This window comes from Pseudomonas sp. GCM10022186 (assembly GCF_042656385.1).
Taxonomy (GTDB): Bacteria; Pseudomonadota; Gammaproteobacteria; order Pseudomonadales; family Pseudomonadaceae; genus Metapseudomonas.
In genome coordinates, this window is record NZ_JBHSOU010000010.1 from 252,390 (window position 1) to 275,012 (window position 22,623).

Below are 22,623 nucleotides of genomic sequence, written 5' to 3' on the forward strand. Positions count from 1 at the left end.
CAAGAACAAGAGGACTCACCATGCACCGCAACACCCTCACCACCGGCCTGCTGCTGGCCGGCGGCGCCCTCGGCTTGTCCACGCCCGCCCTGGCGGACTTCATCGAGGACAGCAAGGCCAGCCTGGAACTGCGCAACTTCTACTTCAACCGCGACTTCCGCCAGGACAACGCGCCCCAAAACAAGGCCGAGGAATGGGCCCAGGGCTTCCTCCTGCGCTACGAGTCGGGCTTCACCGAGGGACAGATCGGCGTCGGCGTCGACGCCCTCGGCCTGCTCGGCGTCAAGCTCGACTCCAGCCCCGAGCGCGCCGGCTCCGGCCTCTTGAAACGCGACCGCGAGGCGCCCAAGCGCGCCCAGGACGAGTACGGCGAACTCGGCCTGACCGCCAAGCTGCGCGCCTCGAAGAGCACCCTCAAGCTCGGCACCCTGCTGCCCAAGCTGCCGGTGCTGCTGGCCAACGACTCGCGCCTGCTGCCGCAGACCTTCAAGGGTGGCCAGCTCAACTCCCTGGAACTCGACGGCCTGACCCTCGACGCCGGCCGCCTGACCGAGGTGAACCAGCGCGACTCCTCCGACTACGAGGACCTGGGCATCACCACGGTCGGCGTGAAGAACATCCGCGCGCGCAGCACCACCAGCGATGCCTTCGATTTCGCCAACCTCAGCTACAAGTGGAACGACCGCCTGACCACCGGCTACGGCGTCGCTCGCCTGGACGACTTCTACCGCCAGCACCTGCTGACCCTGAACCACCTGCTGCCGCTGGGCGACGGCCAGTCGCTGAAGAGCGACCTGCGCTTCGCCCGCTCCAGCGACGAGGGCGGCAGCAACGTGGATAACAAGGCCTTCGGCGCGCTGTTCACCTACGCCGTCGGCGGCCACGCCCTGGGCCTGGGCTACCAGCGCATGAGCGGCGACACCGGCTTCGCCTATGTCAACGGCAGCGATGCCTACCTGGTGAACTTCGTGCAGATCAGCGACTTCGCCAACCGCGAGGAACGCTCCTGGCAGGCCCGCTACGACTACAACTTCGCCGCCGTGGGGATTCCCGGGCTGACCTTCATGACCCGCTACCTGTCCGGCGACGGCGTGGAACTGGGCGCCGGCCGCGCGGATGGCGAGGAATGGGAACGCGACACCGATCTCGCCTACGTGGTGCAGGATGGGCCGCTGAAGAACCTCGGGCTCAAATGGCGCAACGCCACGGTGCGCTCGACGCATTTCGGCAGCGATATCGACGAGAACCGGTTGATCCTCAGCTACACCCTGGCGCTCTGGTAAAGCCGCGCGGAACCTTGCACTTGGCATCACCCGTCGGAGATATGCGTAGGGTGGAAATCCCTTTAGGGATTTCCACCTTCTGCACAACCTCGCTGGTGGATAGAAAAGCGCTATCCACCTACACGGCGAGTAAGCCCGAGTGATGGCCTTGAAGGGGGCGGCCCGTCCCGGTCCCAGACTCACTGCTCGTACGGCTCCAACACTTCGTCCTTCTCGCCCTGCAGTATCCACACCACCAGCTTCGCCGGCTTGCTCTCACTGGCATTGCGCGATTGCAGGTGGACACTGCCTGCCGGCTCGTACCAGGTTTCGCCGGCCTTGTAGACCTTGGGCTCCTGCCCCTTGAGCTGGGAAATCACCTCCCCTTCCTCCACATAGGCAAAGACCGAGCCCGGATGGCTGTGGGCCAGGGAACGCTGGCCCGGCGCGTAGTTCACGGTGAGCATGAGGGCCTTCTTGCCCGGTGCATTGAGCAGGGCCTGTTCCTGCAGCACGGCCACTTGCTCCTTGCCGTCGCCGGCGTCATGGGCGAAGGCCAGCGGGTTGTTCAGCAGTGCCAGGCCGGCGAACAGGGTGGTCAGGGTTTTCAGATTGCGCATGATGGATTCACTCGCTGGGGACTTTGCGGAAGCCGACAGCCAGCCGGTTCCAGCTGTTGATGGAAATGATGGCAAGGGTCAGGTCCACCCTTTCGCGCTCGTTGAAGTGAGCTTCGAGCTCGGCGTAGTCCAGGTCCGGGGCATGGGTTTCGGCGAGGCGGGTCAGGGATTCGGCCCAGGCCAGCGCGGCGCGCTCGCGTGGGGTGAAGAAGGGGCTTTCGCGCCAGACGGCCACCGAATACAGGCGGCGCTCGGTTTCCCCGCGTTTGCGCGCATCGTGGCTGTGCAGGTCGACACAGAAGGCGCAGCCGTTGATCTGCGAAGCACGCAGCTTGACCAGCTCCAGCAGCGGCTTTTCCAGCGGCAGTTTGCTCACCGCCGCCTCCAGGGCGAGCATCGCCTTGAGGGCATCGGGCGATGCGGCGTAATAGTCCAGGCGTGGGAGCATCGAGGCATCCTCGTATCGGGGAGGGATGCCTCCAAGCTAATGGCGGTGGAACCTGCAACCTATGGCCAATCAGGCTGAATACCAGGTGGCCAATCCGCTGCGGAAACGACTTGCGCTAACCCCCTGGAAGGGGGCGAATCCTCCCCGTGCACAAGACCGCCCCCTTTCGCCAGGCCTGGACCCTAGGGTGCGCTGCACGCACCGATTCCGGGATCGGCTTCGGCACCACGTCAAACCGCCGGTGCGCACGGCGCACCCTACCGCATCGGCTTCATCCTGCTGGCCTGGGTATTCGAATCGTCGCAGGCAGAGCCGCTGACTCATGACCACGTCCTCAGGACGTGGTTTCCCAAGTGCGAATGAATCCGCTCCCACAGGAAAGGCAGGAAGCTGTCAGGCCTTCAACCGCGTAGGGTGGATAGCGCTCTTCTATCCACCAGCGTGGCCATGCAAGACATCGATGGTGGAAATCCTCACAGGGATTTCCACCCTACGCCGACTGACATGGAATCTCCCACTGAAGATGACGGCCAGTGCATCAGGCCTTCAGCTTGTGGGTCCAGTCCAGCAGGCTGCGCCACAGGCAGATGCCCACGAAGTAGGCCGAGGCCAGCCACCAGATGCCCAGTACCAGCGACTTGTAGAAGGGATGCTGGAGGATGAGGAACATGCTGCTGATCATCCAGATGAAGGTGACCAGGATGTTCAGCGGCATCAGTTTGCGCACGCGGAAGGGGTGGAGGAACTTCAGCTTGGTCAGGGTCAGGGCCGCGAGGACGCAGATCAGCGCCAGGGTGGCCACCGGCGGCGGGTCGATGATCCAGATATACAGCGCCACCACGTTCCACGCGGCGGGGAAACCGACGAAGTAGTTGTCGCTGCTCTTCATGTTCAGGTTGCAGAAGCAGAACAGCGAGGACACCAGGATCAGGCTCACGGTGACCAGCGCCGTATGCTCGGGCAGGTCGATGTAGCGATAGATGAAGATCGCGGGGATGAACACGTAGGTGAGGTAGTCGATCACCAGGTCCAGGGTGGAACCGTCGAAGTTCGGCAGCATGGTGCTGGTCTGCACCCTTCTTGCGAAGGTGCCATCGAGACCGTCTACCAGCAGCGCGGCTCCCAGCCAGAGCAGGCAGTCGCGGGGCTGATTGTCGAACAGGGCGAGAATGGCCATCAGGGCCAGCACGACCCCGGTGGCAGTGACAGCGTGAGCGGACCAGGCCTTGGCCTTGTTGACGACATTGATGTTGGTGGACACGAGGCAGCTCTGCTCTGAAGTATGAGTGACAGAATCGATAGACCGCGATTATGCGTCAGCTTCTTAGAAGCCTTCAGACTTTTGTGAATCCGGCCATGTCGCTTTCAGACATCTTCACCTTGCTTATTCGAGCCTAGGCGATCCACGCCAGACGGCAATGCCGTCCGGCTCGCGATCATCGGGAAACGGCGCCCATCGGCATGCACTTGCAGCCCGCCGTGCAACGCTGCACCCTTGCGCCCTTTGCATCGCGAACTCCCTTCATGAGCACCCCGTCCGCCCCCACCCGCTGTCCGCTCTGCGGCCAGAGCAACCAGTGCACCCAGGCCGATCCTTCCCGCGCCGGCCAGGACTGCTGGCGCTTCACGGTGCGGATCGACCCGGCCGCACTCGAGCGCATCCCGCCGCAGGACATCGACCGCGCCTGTCTCTGCCCCCGCTGCGCCCAGGCGCTGCCAGTCGATGCACCAAGCTGATGCGCCTTGATCGATTCTTGAGCAATTTCCCCGAGTTCAGCCGCCTCGACGCGCGCCTGCTACTGGCCGCCGGCCGGGTCAGGGTGGACGGCCAGCGGGTCACCGATGGCCGCATCGAGGTCCGCGAGTTCAGCCGCGTGGAACTGGACGAGCGCCTGCTCCAGGCAGGCAAGCCGGCGCGCTACTTCATGCTCTACAAGCCTTCCGGCCACGTCAGCGCCACCGAGCACCCGGATCATCCCACCGTGCTCGACCTGCTGGATGAACCCGACAAGCATGAGCTGCATCTGGGCGGGCGCCTGGACCTCACCACCACCGGCCTGCTGCTGATCACCAACGACGGGCACTGGTCACGCCGGCTCACCCTGCCCGGCAGCAAGCAGCCCAAGGTCTACTACGTGGAAACCGAGCAGCCCATCGGCACCGAGTACATCGAGACCTTCGCCCAGGGGCTCTATTTCGCCTACGAGGACCTGACCACCCTCCCCGCCCAGTTGGAAATCCTCGACGCCCGCGCCGCCCGCCTGACCCTGCACGAGGGCCGCTACCACCAGGTCAAGCGGATGTTCGGCCACTTCCGGAACCGCGTCGTGCGCCTGCACCGCGAGCGCGTCGGGCCGCTGAAACTGGACCCCTGGATGCAGCCGGGCGACTACCGGTCACTCACCAACGAAGAAGTGGCCTGCTTTTAGCTAGGTACTCTCCGAGTCACATCGGGATTGAATAACCCGACGAACTGCAAGAATTTTTCCTTTCAATGAGCTTGCAGGTGAAAAGATGCCCTGCTTAAATCGAACCCGAGGTCAGAGCGTGACCAAAGAGTCACGCCGGCCATCTAAGCGTTCCCTGCGGTCCCTTGTGCATTGCACTCGTAGGTTCCCTGCCTGGTTAGAAGACCCCGTCCGGCGCCTTCCGAAGCGCCGGGCCCCGCCGTCTTTTTTCGACCTAACCGCTTGAAATACAAAGAATTTTAAAAATCTTCGCCTGACATTGGATTGTCATCGAAAGGCGCTTTCCTACTGCCACGACTTAGAGCGAGCCAAGCCGTTGAGAGGGCTCGCATGACCCATCTGCGCCAGGAGGAAACGACATGAGGCCGGAAACCGCCATCGTCGAGATTCACAGCCAGTACAAGGTTTACACGGAGTTCTACGGCAACCCGGAAGCCAAGGGGACCATCATCCTGGTCAACGGCTCCTTGTCGACGACCGCCTCGTTCGCGCAGACAGTGAAATACCTGCAACCGCATCTCAACGTGGTGCTCTTCGACCAGCCCTATGCCGGCCAGTCCAAGCCGCACAATGACAACACCCGTTTCATCGGCAAGGAGACCGAGGCCGACATCCTCCTCCACCTGATCGAGCATTTCCGGGTGGACTACCTGATGTCCTTCTCCTGGGGCAGCGTCTCCGCCCTGCTCGCCCTGGCCCAGTGCCCGGCGCGGATCAAGAAGGCCGTCATCACCTCCTTCTCCCCCATCCTCAACGAGCCAATGATGGACTACCTCAACCGCGGCCTGGACTACCTCTCGGCCATCGACCGCGACAACGTCGGCCACCTGGTGAACAACACCATCGGCAAGCACCTGCCGTCGCTGTACCAGCGCTTCAACCACAAGCACTGCAGCAGCCTGGACGATCACGAGTACCTGCAGATGCACCACCATGTCCGCCAGGTACTGAACATGGATTCGCGCTGCTACGTGGATTGCCTGGCCAACGTCGACATCCCGCTGCTGTTCGTCAACGGCGAGCGTGACGAGTACACCTCCCCCGAGGATGCCCGCCATTTCGCCAAGCATGTGCGCGACTGCCAGTTCGCCGTCATCGACAACGCCGGCCATTTCGTGGATGTGGAAACCAAGGCCGCCTGGCTGCAGACCCAACAGACCCTGCTGAGCTTCCTCAAGGCACCGGTGAACAAGGGCCTTGCCCGTCACCAACAGGCAGCCGACTACCAGGCTGTGGCGGTTTGAGCGCGTGGCCGCCCGGGCAGGTTCAAGTATTTTCAGTAACTTGTAACTGCCCCGGGCTTCACCTTGCGGCTCGCTTCTGGTAAAAATGGCACCCTTCGCGGGCGTCGTATAATGGCATTACCTGAGCTTCCCAAGCTCATGACGAGGGTTCGATTCCCTTCGCCCGCTCCAGATTTCTATTCCCACATGCCCCCACTTGTTCCGGCATGAAGCGGAACCCCACAGAAACCGGCAGCTGCAGCCGGTTTTTTTGTGCCCGCATGTTCCCTGTTGTGTTGCCGCTGACCGAAAACTGACCCAGTAAAGCCCGTTGTGCTGACTGAAAACTGACCCAGGTGTTCCACTGCCCCTGCTCAATTTTTGAGCAGGAGAACACAGGGGTGATCAGCATGGAAATGATGGGCAAAATTCGGCGGATGTACTTTCGCGACAAGCTGTCTTTGCATGAGATAGCCAAGCGTACCGGGCTGTCGCGTAACACCATCCGCAAATGGGTCAGAGCACCCGAGTCAACGCAGCCGGTCTACCAGCGGCGGGCCGTGTTCAACAAGCTCAGTCCCTTTCACGAGACGTTGGAGCAGGCACTCCGGGCCGATGCCTTCAGGGCGAAGCAGAATCGCCGGAGTGCCAAGGCATTGCTGTCGATGATCCGGGCTGAAGGGTATGACGGCGGCTACAGCCAGCTCACCGCCTTCATCCGTCACTGGCGCGGCGAACAAGGCAAGGCGGTACGCGCCTTTGTGCCGTTGGCGTTCGCGCTGGGGGAGGCCTTTCAGTTTGATTGGAGCGGGGAAGGTCTGCTGATTGGCGGCATCTTCCGACGCCTCCAGGTCTCGCACCTGAAGCTGTGTGCCAGCCGTGCCTTCTGGTTGGTCGCCTACCCCAGCCAGGGACATGAAATGCTGTTCGATGCCCATACCCGCTCGTTCGCCGCCTTGGGTGGCGTGCCCCGGCGCGGCATCTACGACAACATGAAGACGGCGGTCGACAAGGTCAGCAAGGGCAAGGGCCGCACGGTCAATGCCCGCTTCACCGTGATGTGTTCGCACTACCTGTTCGACCCAGACTTCTGCAACGTCGCGTCTGGCTGGGAAAAAGGTATCGTCGAAAAGAACGTGCAGGATAGCCGCCGCCGCATCTGGTTGGACGCCCGCGCCTGCACCTTTCACAGCTTCGAAGCGCTGAATGCCTGGCTCGCGCAGCGCTGTCGCGCCTTGTGGGACGAACTGGTGCACCCGCAGTACCACGGGCTGACGGTGGCGGAAGTCCTGGAGCTGGAGCGGGAGGAAATGATGCCGATGCCCACCGCCTTCGATGGCTACGTCGAACGTACGGTGCGCGTCTCCAGCACCTGCCTGATCAGCGTGGCCCGCAACCGCTATTCCGTACCCTGTGAGCGCGTTGGCCAGTGGGTCAGTAGCCGGCTCTATCCCGCTCGGATCGTCGTGATGGCCGATGACGGCATGATTGCCAGTCACGAGCGCCTCTTTGATCGAGACCAGGTCAGCTATGACTGGCAACACTACCTCCCGTTGATCGAGCGCAAACCGGGTGCCTTGCGCAACGGCGCTCCGTTTGCTGATTTACCGAAACCCTTGCGCCTGCTCAGGCAGGGGCTGAGGCGACACGCCCAGGGCGACCGGATCATGACCCAGGTGCTGGCCGCCGTGCCCATTGCCGGCCTGGATGCCGTGCTGGTTGCGGTGGAGCTGGTACTGCAATCCGGCAGCCTGAGTGCCGATCACATCCTGAACGTCGTGGCCCGTTTGACCTCGACCGAAGCCCCGCCCGCGGTCGAGACCACGCGGCACCTCAAGGTCGCCCCGGCCGCCAATACCGCACGCTATGACCGACTGCGCAGCACCGATGAGGAGGTGCGCAATGCGTGATCTGACCGACGAACTCAAAGGGCTGCGTTTGCACGGCATGGCCAACGCCTGGGCCGAGCTGGCCGCTCAGGGCGAATCCACCACGGCGGCGTCCAAGTGGTTGCTCGAACATCTGCTCGACCAGGAGCATGCCGACCGCGCCGTGCGCTCCGTGAGCCACCAGATGCACATGGCCAAACTGCCCATGCACCGCGACCTGGCGGGCTTCGACTTCAGCGTCTCCAGTGCCGACGCTCGCCTGATTAAGGAGCTGTCCAGTTTGGCGTTTACGGATACCGCGCAGAACGTGGTGTTCATCGGCGGCCCGGGGACGGGGAAAACGCACCTGGCGACGGCACTAGCCGTATCTGGCATCACGCAGCACAACAAGCGGGTGCGCTTCTACTCCACGGTCGATCTGGTCAACCTGCTGGAGCGCGAAAAACACGACGGCAAGACGGGCCGCATCACCCGGGGGCTGCTGCGAGCGGATCTGGTGATCCTCGACGAGCTGGGGTATTTGCCCTTCAGCCCAAGCGGTGGCGCGCTGCTGTTTCACCTGCTCTCCAAGCTGTACGAGCACACCAGCGTGATCATCACCACCAACCTCAGCTTCGCCGAATGGTCGAGTGTGTTTGGCGACGCCAAGATGACCACCGCGCTGCTGGATCGACTCACGCACCACTGCCATATCGTCGAAACCGGCAACGAGTCCTACCGCCTGCAAAACAGCAGTCTGGCGGCACAGACCAAGATCCAGGCACGGGAGCGCAAACGGCAGCATGGGGAAGAAGCGGAGGACGGCCCATTCTGATCTCGCCGGGCTGACCCCGCCACAGGATTGGAAGGTGGGGTCAGCTTCGTTTGCAGGTTTGTCGACTGCTAGGCTTATCCACAATTGCCGAGGTGAAAATCGGCAAGCCGCCCTGGGTCATTTTTCAATCGGCAGGGTGGGTCAATATTCAATCAGCGCCGACAATGTATAGCCCGGTGCAACTTATTCGCAATAATCTTCAATGAAAGGGGGAGCAATGGAAAAATCCAATGCCCCTCCCTAAGCGCTGCCAGCTTAAGGGCATGCTGCAGCTATTCCTGAAACTTGGAATACTCGAGACACACCTGTATACGGCGTCGGTTGTGAATGGACAGATATACGCGAGACTCCCTCGTGCCGGATACGATACTTACCCGGCGGCGTATTTTTTGGGATAGTCCATTGTGCGATGGCCATAGACGAATCCACAGCATGAATGAGCGTAAGCGCCGGACTCTGGCTCCACGTCCAAAGAAACACCAGCTCAGCATCTTTATCGGTAGCTACGACGTCCCAACCGCCAGATGAGTTCTGTCGCTCAACATATAGATATGACGACATAGTTTTTGGATCGTTCCCCGGATAGCCTCCTTGCCAGCTCACGTCGACGACATTGCCTTGAGTGTACAAGGGTAAAGCATCATTAAGCAGTGCGCCAAAGTTAGCCGGGAAATCCACAGTGATAGGCGCTGTGGCACCTTTGCTGAAGGTTTGCTGAGGTCCAATCGGCGCCTGCAGATTATCAACCATGGTCTGGGCCAAACGACGGTACTCCTGCATCGCAGCAGCCAACTGCCAAGGACCATATGGAGTAGACGCTCCCTCATACATCTGGGCGCTGTACTCCTCCCGCGTGGTCATATAGTTAAGGTATCCGTTGGATATACCGGAAATGACGACTGTATCCACTCCGACAGGGGCCAGGACCTCCATAACGGCTTTCTTCAGCCGCCGGGCAGCCATCGTCGTGACCTCCCAAGGAACACCGAGGACGGCCAGGTTGCCTATCCTGAAAATCTGCAAGGGCGCAAACTCCCCAGGAAACTCCCCGGCCACAGGCTTTTCGGCCTGACAATCCATCTTAGGATTCGCAGCTTTTGCGGCACAGAAAACAGGAGCCAGTATCGACGTCACCGCCACGCCATCGAATGGCACATTGGAAGGGGTATTTTGATCATAAACAGTGATCGAACCCTGTCCATTGAAAAGACCGTTATATCCAGTTCTTGCCTCTAGAAAGTAAGGTGAAGGAGCCGTTCCGCTGCATGCGAATCCGCTAGCCAAGAAACCTAAACCGTTGGGTGCACCGGCAGCGAAGGCCACTCCAGAACCCGCTGTGCAGGTTTTCTTTGGATTGTCGGCATAAAGGGCCCCAGGTAAATCCGCAAAGGTATTCGCGGTCAGCACAGCTGGATCCGCAACAACGACTTTACTCATGTCAACATAGAAGAACCGATAATCAACAGGTCCCGTGAGCCGTCCACCACCGTCAAACTGCTTGATGGCCTGCGCCAAATGTTTGGTACCGTGTACTTTGACCGCCTCACGAGCACCAAGAGCAAAGCCTGGCTCATTGAATTCGAACGGATCCTCGGTCCCAAATCTGTATCTATAAGGAACACCGAAGCCCGGAAAGTCGCTTCCCGTCACCCCCTTGTCCAAGACAAATAGATCCGGAACTGAATCTCCTTCCCCGCTTTGCGAAAACGCGGCAACAAAGTTATCTGCGCCATCAGCGACGCCATTGACATCAGGCTTGTACTTTGTCCCCATTAATTTTTCAAAACCAAGCGCGGCATAGCCTTTCGTATCACTTGACACCAGTCGGTTGTGGTTCCCCATTGCAGTAGGGTGAACTCCAAACCAGTTCAATACTCCCACCGCACTGCCACTATTACGGACAAAGTTCAGCTGCAGAAAGCGTTTATCCACATCAATTTCGTTGCCATCCGAATCTACGAAGCCGGCACGCTCAGACGGTGAATTCTGGCGATACCCCAGAGGACTGCGATTGCTGTTGGCATTCAGCAACTCCCCAACGGACATATTGATACCTGCCACTTGAGGATGCGCCTCAAGGTTGGCGTGAGCCCTGCGTATAGCTTGCACGATCCCATCCGAGACAATACGGAAATTATCGGAATCGAACTGGGCAACACTACTCGCACCACCCTGGATCAATTTATATAGATCAACAATTACCTGAGGCGTACCGGCATCCAACTCTGGAAATACACCAGGCTCGCCATACCCACCGGGAGTTGCATGGGTATGTGTGCTCGAGAGCATAATATTCTCTGACCCATAGTACGCCGCCAGAGCAGGGTCCTCTGAAATTTTTCTGAGCACCTCTTGTCGCAGCAACCCCGAGGGAAATGCATGATCATCCGTTACCATCATTACTCGTTTGGAATTACACGGAGACTCGACAACGAAAGCGCGAGCGAAAAGTCGCATATGGATGCCATTTGGCACTTGGGTTGGCACCACATGCCCCACCAGATCAGAATGCCCCACTGGCCTCCCACCAATAGGACCAGTTGTATCGTACAAGCCGCTACCAAAGCGATAACCACTTTCCACGGTACAGTTATCCGCTTGCGCTACCACAGGTATGCCAGTCGGGACTTCCAACGGACCTGGCGCGTCCGGACGGTGTGTTCTGGTATAGGTAACACCATTAACGGCCATAACCGATGATCCGCCGATGGCGTTTAGCGGACTATCAATGAAGCACCCAGCCCCAGCTATGTTGTCGACCGACGAAGCAGCTATCGCGGTGGACACCACCCCGCCACAAGAAACACCACTAACAAGTGCAAGTCGAACAAACCAGACCAGCCGCATAAGAATCATTTTAAAGCCCTTCTTATTTTCGTTGACCTCTTGAGGCTACCTCCAATACTGGACCAAATCTTGACCGTACCGACCTGTACTTGACCGCAGAGCACACATAGGAGACTCTTTAAACGAGCAATTCTCAACGAATATACATTTTCGCAAGACGTAGCGCTCTCACCATCACTGGCAGCTATATAAAGCTTAGAGATTCCGCCCCTCTAGCATTGTGCGTCTTGTGCGCCCTGGGGCTTCTCCAGTCCATCTCCGGAACGCCCGCTGAAAAGCGCTCTGCTCAGAAAAACCAAGAAGGAATGCAACATCAAGCAAACTCAAATCCGGATTGGCCATGTAATGCCTGGCCAAGTCTTGGCGTACACTGTCAACTAAGTCACGAACTGTAAGACCTTCTTTTGCCAAAAGGCGCCGCAGCTTCCAGCCTGGCACACCAACAGTAGAGGCAATATGGTCAAGCGACGACGACGCATCCTTGAGCGACTCGGCAATCGCTTGCCTGCAAACCGTCATCCACTCAGGCTCCGAGCGTGCTTCGAGAAAATCTAATTGCTGGGAACTAAGTGATTCCATCACCTGCAAGACTTGACGGTTTTCTTGTATCAGGCGGAGGTCCAGAATCTCCGGAGGGTAGGAAATGGAGTTCTCCATGGCACCGAAATGCAATGGGCATGCAAAGAACTCTTGTTGCTCCCTGATATCATCGGGCCTGGCGTGACGAAATGAAACCCACAGCGGATGTACTGTCTTTCCAGTAGCCCACGCTTGCATGGTAACAAGCGAAGCAAAGTTCTGCTCCACATGATGCCGCCCAGGACATACATTCTCCGGATGATTGCTGCACCAGTGAAGAATCCACTCTCCATTGGCCTCCTCAACTTCATCTCGGCAAGCTTCATGCATCAATGCAGCGTAGCGCACCATTCGCGGCACTAACTCTGCGATGGTTGCACAGGACATCATCATTAGCCCATAGCTTCCGAGGTGACCGATTCTCATTTGCTGCCCCAGATGAAGGCCAAGATTCACATCTTCGAGTTTATGCGCAACCAACTCCATCATTTCCGCATAGCAATGAAATGCCAAACGGGATTCAGCATCGAGCAATGCATCGGCCGAGAGACCGACACCTTGCAACAAGTCTTGCACAGACAAACCGTGCTGGCATGCATAGTCGGCCAGCAATCTGACATAACAAACGGATATTGTGGGCTCGTATCGGGCGTATGTGCGCATGACCAAGTTCACTCCTAGCAGAGGAGCCTAGCCCAGTCATCAGTCCCGCTTAGTTAGCATGAATAACGCGGCGAACTATCTGACTGCCCGGCATGACTGATAGACATTGCTCTCCTAGTACGACGGAAGAATTTTTTATAGATCATTTCAGATTCGAGGAACGTTGAGCGAGCCTGCAGGCATTAAACCCTGCGCTATGTCACCAGGCCACCACCTCAATGCGGCGTGCCATCAACCACCAGCTCTCACACACGAAACATGCTGATCCGCCCATTCAATTGCTCCACCAGCCGCCTAAGTTGCTGGCTCGCCTGCTCGGCTCGGCTGGCTCCGGCTGCTGTGTGCTCTGCGGCTTGGTTAATCTGCAGAATATTGCTATCGACCTCTAATGCAACCTCTGTCTGACCTTCTGCACTAGTTGATATACTCAAGCTCTTCTCTGCAATCTGACTGACTGTTTTAAGTATATTCTCCAGGCTTGATCGAACTTTCACCGAGCTCGCGACGTTTTCATTAGCCATAACCTGACTGTTGTCCATCGACTGAACGGCAGCAGCGGCCCCCTCCTGCAGCTGGCATATCATCCGTTCTATCTCACGGCTTGAATTTTGCGTGCGCATCGCCAGGCTGCGGACCTCATCTGCTACAACCGCAAATCCTCGACCTTGATCACCGGCTCGAGCGGCCTCTATGGCGGCATTGAGTGCTAACAAATTAGTCTGTTCGGCAACACTCTTGATTACATCCAGTACCTGGCCAATGGTGCTGCTATCACTCGCAAGTCGCTCGATGACTGCCACTGATCCCTCAATACCTTGAGCCAAAGCTTCGATAGCAGCTGCCTGATTGATAACCAGGCTGCTGCCATAGGAGGTTTCATGACTAACCTGTTGAGTGCCATCTACAGCACTGATTGCACTCCCGGCGACCGCTTGGGCCGCCTCGGTCATCTGTTTCATTGCGGCAGAAACCTGACCAATCATTTTGCGTTGGAGAATCATTGCAGCGTTGGTTTCACTAGGGAAACCCTGAAGAAGACTTCCCGTTTCTGGTGAAATACGCCGATCCCGTTGCCCGAGTTTCCCGATGAAACAGATGACCTTCGCCGACGCCGAGTACGCCGGCAAGCGCAAGCAGACCCGCAAGGAGTTGTTCCTGATCGAGATGGATCAGGTGGTGCCGTGGAAGGGCTTGGTTGCCCTGATCGAGCCGCACTACCCCAAGGGTGAAGGCGGTCGTCCGGCGTATCCGTTGATGGCGATGCTGCGCGTACATCTGATGCAGAACTGGTTCGGCTACAGCGATCCGGCGATGGAGGAGGCGCTGTACGAGACCACGATCCTGCGCCAGTTTGTCGGGCTGAGCCTGGAGCGTATTCCCGATGAAACCACCATCCTCAATTTCCGGCGTCTGCTGGAGAAGCACGAGTTGGCGGCTGGGATTCTGGCGGTGATCAATGGTTACCTGGGTGACCGGGGTCTGTCGCTGCGCCAGGGCACTATCGTCGATGCCACGCTGATCCACGCGCCCAGTTCGACCAAGAACCAGGACGGCAAGCGTGACCCGGAGATGCATCAAACGAAGAAGGGCAACCAGTATTACTTCGGCGCGAAAGCGCACATCGGTGCCGACGAAGAATCGGGCCTGGTGCACAGCGTGGTGGTGACCGCCGCCAATGTCGCGGACATCACCCAGGTCGACAAACTGCTGCACGGCGAGGAAAACGTGGTGTGTGCTGACGCTGGTTATACCGGAGTCGAAAAACGCCCTGAACATGAAGGTCGCCGAGTCATCTGGCAGGTCGCCGCCCGACGCAGCACCTATAAGAAGCATGGCAAGCGCAGTGCCTTGTACAAAGCGATCCGCAAGATCGAGAAAGCCAAGGCCCAGGTGCGGGCGAAGGTTGAGCATCCATTCCGCGTGATCAAGCGACAGTTTGGCTACGTGAGGGTGCGCTTCCGCGGATTGGCCAAGAATGCCGCGCAAATGGTGACGCTGTTTGCTCTGTCGAATCTGTGGATGGCCCGCCGACATTTGTTGGCCAACGCAGGAGAGGTGCGCCTGTAATGCGGGAAATGGCTGCTGCGAGGTGCTCGCGGCAGCGAATAAGAGAGTGAAGCGCGACGGATCTAGGTGTTATGGGTCGAGTGGGCGCTTTCAAAATCGGCAGGCGCTGAAGTTAGCCAGAAACGCATGGCTACTTCAGAGCATCCCTAGCAATACCTTCAACTTGCCTGGCTTGCGTCTCAACCTGCCCTACTGCGTCACGAACTTCACTGATCAACCCGCGAACACGTTGAATACTACTGTTGAGCACCTGTCCCAAATCTTTGAGTTCGTCTCGGCCTTCCGCATGATGACAGCAGGTAAAATCGCCGTCGGCAACTCGTTGCAGGGTGTCCGCGAGTGAGTTCAAGGTTCTCCGAAGCGACATATAGAACGCACGACAGAGATAAATGATCAAGGTCAAACTCAGCACAGTCAGAGCAACCTGCATGAACATCGACCGTTGGCTATTTTCGAGATTTTTCTCCAACTGTTGCTCCAGAGCCGCCAGCGCGCTCTGCTCTATAGTCAGGATGCTCTGCAAACGCTCCGACATATCAGAATAAAAATCCTGCCACGGCGACGCCAGAACATCGGAAAAGAGTAATTTTCTCTCCAGCATCGTACGCGTCACGGCCAACGTATCGATATTGGCTTGCAAATCCCTACCGAGCGAGGCAGGTAAAGCACCATTCTCCAATATTGCCTGGAACTCATTACCCAAGCTTGCAAGTTCAACACTTACGCCATCGAGCTGATCACTCGCCGCCCCTGGTAACCGTTGTAGCAGAAAGGCTTCCGATCCAATCGCGCGAGCCTGCCCCATCACCCAACGAACCTTTGCGCCTTTCTGTATCAACAAGTCCACCAGATTGCGCACGTGGGCAGAACTATTCTGAGTCAGACCTGACCCACTGGCAGCAAGCTTGAGCAGTTCCGGCGCTTGATCCAACGCCTGCTTGAGTTGGCTTTGGCGAGTTGTGACTGACTGAGACAAAACGCCTTGCAATATCTCCTTCAACTCGTCTCTAAGTTCAACAAAGCGTACTGTGCTCGCGGTATCGTCCCAATCAGGGATTAGTTCATTAAGTTGACTGATCCCCTGCTCCCGCAATGGATTAAGATCGGTCGCCGTCGCACTGCCCTGCAAGGTCCTTTGGGCCTGACTCATATCGTATAGCGCTTGGAGGGTACTGATGAAATCAAGGCTATTACGAATCAATGGAACACCTTTCAACTCATTATTAACAGATGAGTTGTATCGCAAACGCTCCTCGATAAGCAATGCATTGACCAGCATGACTGGAACGAATATCACCAGGCTAATCAACGCAAATTTCTGCCTCAGCGGCAATCGATCCAGCAGTCGTATCCCCGGGAGAAACATCATATCCGCCCTCATGACACGGAGCCCAGTCCAAGATATACAGCCAAAACCCTATTCCGACGGACTGGCCAAACCAGTTCCGGCCACTGGGGCACGCCCATTTAATATCAACAAGGACGCCAACGCCGGCAACAACAGGAGGGAGCCCACCATGTTCCATACAAACAACAACATCAGTAGCAAACCCATATCGGCCTGAAACTTAAGCGACGAAAATACCCAGGTAGTCACTCCGAGAGCCAAGGTAATACCAGTGAAGGCAATGGAAGTTCCTGTTGTTTTCAGTGCCTCGAAATAAGCAGCACGGAAATTCAACCCCATACGCAGGAAACTTTCCATGCGGCTATAGAGATAGATACCGTAATCAACGCCTATACCGACTCCAAGAGCAATCACAGGCAAGGTAGCAACCTTCACCCCCAGCCCCATCTTTGCCATCACGGCCTCGCAAAGCACGGTGGATAGATAAAGCGGTGCCATTAGGGAAAAAGTCACCTTTAGCGAACGGAACTCCCAAAGCACCACCAATGAGATAATCACGAAGACCAGAACCAACATAAGCTTCTCGGACTGCTTGATAACCATATTGGTCGCTGCCTCAATTCCCGCATTCCCGGCCGCCTGTAGAATTTCGACCTCGCCGGTCTCGTACTGACGAGTGAATTTGTCCACGGCCTCGACGACACGATCCAGAGTTTCCGCTTTATGATCGGCCAGGTAGAGACTGATTGGCACAACACTACAATGTGCATCAACGAGCTCAGCCGACACACTTGCTCGGGCGTTATTCATTACGTACTGATCACGCGACAACTCAGCCCACTTGGGATTGCCCTCGTTTCGAGCCAGGATATCGAAGCGCATGGCCCGATACAGCGATTGTACCGACTCAACACCGTCAACCTGTTGCAAGGTCTGCTCTAGTTGATTCGCCAGATCCGCGACAGCAAATCGCGAGCAGCGTTCAGGCGGCGTTTTGAGCATCAAAATGAAGACATCAGTGCTGGTGCTGTAATTTTTTAACAGGTAAGCATTGTCCTGATTGTAACGAGCCTCCGGACGAAACTCAGGCGCGCCCTTGTCTAGGTCGCCAATCTTCAAATCATGCCGTGCGTAATAGCCAATGCCGAGCAACACTACGCTTATCAACACCAGGGGCAGTGCTATACGCGGCTCCACAACCGCGGACAAACGCTGAAAAACAGGCCAGTCCGAATTCGCACGCTCTTGTTGCTGACGCATACCTCGAGGGCTGACTCCAACATAGGACATCAATACCGGCAGCAGAAACATCTTCGTGAATATAGCGACAAGTACGCCGACACTCGCAGTAACGGCAAGCTGCTGAATCACGCCGATATCAATGACCAACAGCGTAATGAAGCCAACTGCATCGGCCAGCAACGCTGTCGAACCTGGGATGAAAAGGGCGCGAAAGGTACATTTTGCCGCTTCCAGCGGAGTTGCTCCCGCTCCCATCTCTCCCATCATCAGGTTAATGTTCTGGACCGCATGGCTAATCCCGATTGCGAAGATCAGGAAAGGCACGAGTATGGAATAGGGATCAAGGCCATAACCCAGAATCCTAAGCAACCCGAGCTGGCACACCACAGTCAGCAAACAGGTCAAGATTGTTACAGCGGTACTACGCCAGCAACGACAGTAGATATAGAGCAGGACGCCGATAAGAACCACGGTTACCGAGAAAAACAAAGCGATGTCTGCAGCTGCCGCCAGAAGATCACCGATGATCTGGGCGAAACCGATTATACGAATTACTACCCCCTGGCCCGCAAAGTATTCGCGCACTTCGGTCTCCAGTGTCTGGCTAACCACCCCGTAGTCCAATGGCTTGCCGGTTTCCGGATCATTTTCCAGCAATGGAACACGGATCACCGCCGACGTGAAATCGTTTGCGACGAAGCTGCCAATCATATCAGCCCGTTGAATATTGTGACGGACCTGGGCCAGGGCCGCCGGGCTCCCGTCATAGGTGTCGGGAATCACCCTGCCGGCACGCAACCCCTCTGTGGTCACTTCGGCCCACATGGCGTTTGGCGTCCACAATGACTTGAGGTTGCCACGGTCGACACCGGGCACGTAGAAGATCTTGTCGTTTACCTCACGCAAAGTTTCTAGAAACTCTTTTGTAAGAATGTCTCCTTTCGGGTTCTCCACCACAACTCTTAAGACATTGCTCTGCGGGCGCAGCACATCTTCAAACTTCAGATAATTCTGGATGAACGGGTGGCTACCGGGAATCATTCGGGTGAAGCTGGCGTCCGGGCGAAGTGACAATGCGGCAATACCCAGCGCCACGGATGCAAAAAGAAACACCAGAAGAACTGTCAAGCGGTTGTGGAACAGCACTCTCTCGACCAGATCAATCAGCCGTTGCAAGGCAGTCGATTTCAATGGAGCCAAGACATTTTTCATTTGCGCATTCATTAAAGCCGCTCCTTCAACTCAGCCACAGGCAATAACTGCAGGCCGCTGCTACCAACCAAGGCCAGTACTTCGGGGCTGAGTTGGGCCACCCCGAGAAGAGAGTCAGTATGTCCATTGTTGATAGTTTCGAACTGCTGCCCATCACCGCTGTACAACAACATGCCCCCCTGCCCCGCGAGTACCAGGCTGCCATCGCTCAGTTGTTCACCGCCGTAAATGCTGACCGGCACCGGCAAAGCGATTGTTTTCCAGTTCCGTCCCCCATCCACACTGGAGAGCAACGCCCCTCCGAAACCGAGGGCGAGCACTTGACCATCTTTGAGTTGCATCAGCCTGTAGATCGATGCCTGAGTGAGTTGTTGGGAAACCTCCCAGTGGCGCCCTCCATCACTAGACGAATACAAGCGCCCCCCCTCGCCCGCCACGAGCAAACCGCCATCGACCAATCCGAGAACAGCGTTGAGATGCAGGCGGTCCGGATTGGCCAGGTCCGACACAAACTCCCAACTCTGTCCGCCATTGCTGGTGTGAACGATCATGCCGTAGGCACCTACTGCCCACCCCTCTTGTGCATCGCGAAACCACACGTCCAGCAAAGGACGGGAAGGGCCGGACGCTCTACCTGCCTCGGCATCGTCAAGAGCAAAGAGCGCATTATCCAGTGCGGTGGAAATCTCTTCGTCACCCGGCGCACCCGCGTTTTCCTTTTCCCGGCGCGCGACGTCGGCTTTAGCCCAGTCGAGCATCAATTGACTGATATGCCGCCCGTCTAGCTGCTTGTTCCAGGTCTTGCCGCCGTCCGCACTGCGAAGAACCACGCCATCATGACCAACGGCCCAGCCGTTGATTTCGTCGACAAAATGGACAGCTGTCAGCAACAGATCGACCGGAACTTCGGATTGCTTGATATTTCCATCTGTATCTCGGAGCAATATATGGCCGCTTTCGCCGACCATAACCAATCGCCCCCTTATGCTTTGAACATCGGTAAGCGGTGCATGAATGGCAAACGGTGATAAGTGCGACGCACGCTCCAAGCGGTCACCCAAGGGCGCGGCCTGCAGGTTTACGCCCAAGCCAAACAGCAGCGCGAGCGCGGTGAAATTCACGGTTTTCATGCGGGATACTCGAAAGAGAAGGGCTTCAGGCCGGACCTTCCACCCCAAAGTGAAGGAGCAACACATTGCCTAGCCGTCTCCATTGAAGTCAGCGCGGCAGGCCAGGGCTGGCAGAAAGCGGAAAAGGCCCATCTTTTGAACGCGAGCCTTGCAAAGCACCAAAAAGGTGCATCGACCTTGAAGAGTGCTCATTTGAACCCTTTGATGAGTTATTGTTTTGAGGCCCGACCAAGACCTGACTCTTGACGCACTCGCCTTGCCGGGTGGCCTGAGTATCTCAGCCGGCCACTGGCGGTACTGAACGTTTCGTGCCAAATAATTGCTATTTGGTGCCACAGCTCCCCACCCAAATCCCCGCCAGCCATCCAGGCGCCGGATATCTCTCTGGCACAGCCCCTCACAAACTTTTCTAATCAACTGGACTGGAAAAGGTGCGCCAACCTCGGGGATCAAGACGCATATGGCATACGCATTGCTTTCGTTTTGGTAGCAAATTGCCCGCGTAGACTACCGGCTTCCCTACTGCGGCCAGGGTTGTTACGCTTTATTTCAACGCGAACGCACCACTGCCCTGCCCAGGCTCCGCTTCAGGGCGCAGGGACGGACTGGCGCCTTACAAGAACAACTATCCGCGCAAGCCCATGAATCCAAGGTCCCACCACGCTCCCGCCCTCCGTGCTTCCAAAGCAGGAAGGGGTCACATCGACCCGCAATTTCCGCCTGCCCACCCGCCGCCATCAGGCACATTTCTTCGTTCCACCAGCCCGAAACCTTCCATTGCGCCATAAACGTCAACCGAGATATCACAAGCCATGACAACTTCACCGGTTAACGCATCGCATCCGGAGCTATTGTTCAGCCGGTTCGCAGACATACTCAGCCCTTACCTTACGGAAGCCGGGCTGGATTCTTCGTTCTTCAGCGACCCTGAGATCCAGTGCCCACAAGCCTGCGTGGTGAAATTGCTTGAACTGGCGGGAAACGCTCTTGGAGAGCCGATCGGATTACGCATCGGAAGCCAGATGCGCACAGCGGACTTTGGTGTGGTTGGGCAAGCGACCCGCAGCATGGATCGGCTCAGTGATGCAATCGACGGCCTGTGTCGTTACATGGTGGTGCGTAGCCAGGCTGAAAAGCTCGATGTCAATGAGGAAGATGGGCTGGTCGTGATCTCGTATCAAGTGACCGACACGACCATTACACAACGAAGGCAAGATGCCGAACTTTCCATCTCGGCACTGCTATCTTGCTTCAGGGAAGTGACGGGGAGTCCCCTGGCACCTACCCGCGTCGACTTCGAACACGCCCCGCCGAAGGACCTGGCTCTACATCGCGAAATATTCCGATGCCCAATATTCTTCAATCAGGACTGTAATAGGCTCTATTTCAGCAAGGTCATCCTTGACTTACCAATTCTTACAGCGAACAAGCGCTTGTTACAGGCCCTTCAACCATTTCTTGAAGAGCAGAGAAAACGTCTTAGCCAACCCGCCAATTTGCTCGCGGATGTCTCACAGGCGATCGCCATCGAGTTAAGACGTGGACGAGTTGGCGTGGCTCAGGTCTCTGAGTCGCTCAACATGAGTGTTAGGACGCTCCAGCGTCGACTCAGTGAACTTGACCTGGAGTTTGGTACATTGGTCGAAGATGTTCGACGCGCGCTCGCCCTCGAATATGTCAGCAATAGCAATGATCGTCTGACCGATATAGCACTAATGCTTGGTTACAACGAAGCCAGTTCCTTTACCCGCGCCTTTCGTCGCTGGACAGGCCTTACTCCGCGCGAGTACCGCAAGAAGGCTATCTAGACTTGAATAGCCCCCAACACTTTCCTTGCTTACCCGCTCAGAGACAGCCTCGGTGCTGTCGACTCGTCACTATAGATACGGGCTTGATGCGATGAATAGCAGACACGATCAGCCAGACTCCTGATCGAATAGAATATCAGGAAATGAACTCACGCCTCACTTGATCGACGCAACAACAAGAGATTGCTTCTAATTTTACCTATTTGTTTCGCAACGCTTAGTGGCGCCGGGTCTGTATTGACCTTGAGCAACAGCTTGGCAATATATCGCCAACGCGCTTGCGCATCTTCTAGGATCCGCCGTTGATGCTCGTCATTTAACGAAACCCAATCATCACGAAGCAGATCGCGCTCGATGCTTTCTGCCAAGTATGGAATATCCAAACCCAAGTAGCTATCAGACTGCTCTCGCGCCGGGCGCAAGCTACCAATCTCAGCCCACGAGACATAGAGCACCAAAGCAAAATCGAGGCGCTCAGGCAAGTCGGTCAACGGCGTTTCGTATGCCGAAGAGCCAGGTTTTACCAACGTCAGCATGTCCAACAACGCGATGTTGAACTCATCATGATCTTGAGGAGAGAGAGGGGACTGCCCATGCAGTGTCGCCAAGAGCTTATCCATGCTTCGGATCAGACGCTGCATGGGAGGCTGCAACTTATTGTCAAGCTGCGGCAGAGTAGCACGAAGGTCCTCCAACTGCTTCAATCGGGGACTTGAGAATCCTGGCGGCTCCAGCATGACTTTCACCGCCGTCAAGCAAATGTCACCATGCAGATCCTGTGCAGCCGCCACGGTCAATGGAAACAGTTGGACCAATAGCAAGGCAATGAACGCAATTCGAAAATAGGAGCTAGCGAAATTCACTCCATGACGTGGAGTACCGTAGGAGCAAGCAGCGCTCATCTTGTTGTCACTCGCTATCAGCCAAAAGAAAGTTTACCTTCTATTTTTTACTTAGTACACCCCAGACCAAAATGGTCGACCCGGAAGATTATCATTCCGCG

18 protein-coding genes and 1 tRNA gene are annotated in these 22,623 nt (G+C 56.9%); 9 read left to right on the forward strand and 10 right to left on the reverse strand.

Features of this window, described 5'->3' with window-relative positions:
- Positions 1 to 20: 20 nt before the first annotated feature.
- Positions 21 to 1,283 (forward strand): OprD family porin, encoded by a 1,263-nt coding sequence (locus ACFPU0_RS07755; protein WP_377692291.1) that lies wholly within the window; start codon positions 21 to 23, stop codon positions 1,281 to 1,283.
- A gap of 179 nt (positions 1,284 to 1,462) precedes the next feature.
- Here the strand turns inward: ACFPU0_RS07755 and ACFPU0_RS07760 are convergent, their stop codons facing one another.
- The 3 genes from ACFPU0_RS07760 to pcsA all read right to left on the reverse strand — a co-directional run bounded on the left by ACFPU0_RS07760 (position 1,463) and on the right by pcsA (position 3,591).
- Complete coding sequence (locus tag ACFPU0_RS07760) at positions 1,463 to 1,882, reverse strand: cupin domain-containing protein (protein ID WP_377692292.1); 420 nt, start codon at positions 1,880 to 1,882, stop codon at positions 1,463 to 1,465.
- 7 nt (positions 1,883 to 1,889) lie between these two features.
- Positions 1,890 to 2,330 (reverse strand): carboxymuconolactone decarboxylase family protein, encoded by a 441-nt coding sequence (locus ACFPU0_RS07765; RefSeq protein ID WP_377692293.1) that lies wholly within the window; start codon positions 2,328 to 2,330, stop codon positions 1,890 to 1,892.
- A 538-nt stretch (positions 2,331 to 2,868) separates the two neighbouring features.
- Entirely contained in the window at positions 2,869 to 3,591 is a 723-nt protein-coding gene (gene pcsA / locus ACFPU0_RS07770) for a phosphatidylcholine synthase (protein ID WP_377692294.1), read from the reverse strand.
- A gap of 263 nt (positions 3,592 to 3,854) precedes the next feature.
- Here pcsA and ACFPU0_RS07775 point away from each other — a divergent pair, with 263 nt between their 5' ends.
- The 6 genes from ACFPU0_RS07775 (at position 3,855) to istB (ending at position 8,724) form a co-directional block, all read left to right on the forward strand.
- Entirely contained in the window at positions 3,855 to 4,067 is a 213-nt protein-coding gene (locus ACFPU0_RS07775) for a cysteine-rich CWC family protein (RefSeq protein WP_377692296.1), read from the forward strand.
- Positions 4,067 to 4,759, forward strand: a complete 693-nt coding sequence (locus tag ACFPU0_RS07780; RefSeq protein ID WP_377692297.1) for a pseudouridine synthase — start codon at positions 4,067 to 4,069, stop codon at positions 4,757 to 4,759. Before ACFPU0_RS07775 ends, ACFPU0_RS07780 begins: the two co-directional genes overlap by 1 nt.
- Before the next feature lie 398 nt (positions 4,760 to 5,157).
- Entirely contained in the window at positions 5,158 to 6,042 is an 885-nt protein-coding gene (locus ACFPU0_RS07785) for an alpha/beta fold hydrolase (protein WP_377692298.1), read from the forward strand.
- Between the two features lie 97 nt (positions 6,043 to 6,139).
- Positions 6,140 to 6,213: transfer RNA gene (locus ACFPU0_RS07790), tRNA-Gly, on the forward strand.
- 218 nt (positions 6,214 to 6,431) lie between these two features.
- Complete coding sequence (istA, locus tag ACFPU0_RS07795) at positions 6,432 to 7,931, forward strand: IS21 family transposase (RefSeq protein WP_377692450.1); 1,500 nt, start codon at positions 6,432 to 6,434, stop codon at positions 7,929 to 7,931.
- Positions 7,924 to 8,724, forward strand: a complete 801-nt coding sequence (istB, locus tag ACFPU0_RS07800; RefSeq protein ID WP_377692299.1) for an IS21-like element helper ATPase IstB — start codon at positions 7,924 to 7,926, stop codon at positions 8,722 to 8,724. The genes istA and istB overlap by 8 nt, the downstream gene beginning before the upstream one ends.
- A gap of 255 nt (positions 8,725 to 8,979) precedes the next feature.
- Here istB and ACFPU0_RS07805 read toward each other — a convergent pair whose 3' ends face one another.
- From ACFPU0_RS07805 to ACFPU0_RS07815, 3 genes are all read right to left on the reverse strand, one after another.
- Entirely contained in the window at positions 8,980 to 11,580 is a 2,601-nt protein-coding gene (locus ACFPU0_RS07805; RefSeq protein WP_377692300.1) for a neutral/alkaline non-lysosomal ceramidase N-terminal domain-containing protein, read from the reverse strand.
- A gap of 186 nt (positions 11,581 to 11,766) precedes the next feature.
- A complete protein-coding gene (locus ACFPU0_RS07810) occupies positions 11,767 to 12,813 on the reverse strand; it encodes an AraC family transcriptional regulator (RefSeq protein ID WP_377692302.1) in 1,047 nt (348 codons plus the stop codon).
- Between the two features lie 245 nt (positions 12,814 to 13,058).
- Entirely contained in the window at positions 13,059 to 13,814 is a 756-nt protein-coding gene (locus tag ACFPU0_RS07815) for a methyl-accepting chemotaxis protein (protein ID WP_377692303.1), read from the reverse strand.
- An 85-nt stretch (positions 13,815 to 13,899) separates the two neighbouring features.
- On the opposite strand from ACFPU0_RS07815, the gene ACFPU0_RS07820 reads away from it, so the two are divergent.
- The gene (locus tag ACFPU0_RS07820) at positions 13,900 to 14,880 is read left to right on the forward strand and encodes an IS5 family transposase (protein WP_377692304.1); all 981 of its coding nucleotides are present in this window, start codon (positions 13,900 to 13,902) and stop codon (positions 14,878 to 14,880) included.
- Between the two features lie 130 nt (positions 14,881 to 15,010).
- Here ACFPU0_RS07820 and ACFPU0_RS07825 read toward each other — a convergent pair whose 3' ends face one another.
- The 3 genes from ACFPU0_RS07825 to ACFPU0_RS07835 are packed head-to-tail and all read right to left on the reverse strand — an operon-like array spanning position 15,011 to position 19,812.
- Positions 15,011 to 16,249 carry a HAMP domain-containing protein gene (locus ACFPU0_RS07825; RefSeq protein ID WP_377692305.1) on the reverse strand — a complete coding sequence of 413 codons (1,239 nt, stop codon included), beginning with the start codon at positions 16,247 to 16,249 and terminating at the stop codon, positions 15,011 to 15,013.
- Positions 16,250 to 16,297: 48 nt separating this feature from the next.
- Positions 16,298 to 18,682 carry an efflux RND transporter permease subunit gene (locus ACFPU0_RS07830; protein WP_377692451.1) on the reverse strand — a complete coding sequence of 795 codons (2,385 nt, stop codon included), beginning with the start codon at positions 18,680 to 18,682 and terminating at the stop codon, positions 16,298 to 16,300.
- 11 nt (positions 18,683 to 18,693) lie between these two features.
- Positions 18,694 to 19,812, reverse strand: a complete 1,119-nt coding sequence (locus ACFPU0_RS07835; RefSeq protein ID WP_377692306.1) for a WD40/YVTN/BNR-like repeat-containing protein — start codon at positions 19,810 to 19,812, stop codon at positions 18,694 to 18,696.
- Between the two features lie 812 nt (positions 19,813 to 20,624).
- Here ACFPU0_RS07835 and ACFPU0_RS07840 point away from each other — a divergent pair.
- Entirely contained in the window at positions 20,625 to 21,620 is a 996-nt protein-coding gene (locus tag ACFPU0_RS07840) for an AraC family transcriptional regulator (RefSeq protein ID WP_377692307.1), read from the forward strand.
- A gap of 149 nt (positions 21,621 to 21,769) precedes the next feature.
- Here ACFPU0_RS07840 and ACFPU0_RS07845 read toward each other — a convergent pair whose 3' ends face one another.
- Positions 21,770 to 22,522, reverse strand: coding sequence for a hypothetical protein (locus ACFPU0_RS07845; protein ID WP_377692308.1), 753 nt, complete (start codon positions 22,520 to 22,522; stop codon positions 21,770 to 21,772).
- Between the last annotated feature and the right edge of the window lie 101 nt (positions 22,523 to 22,623).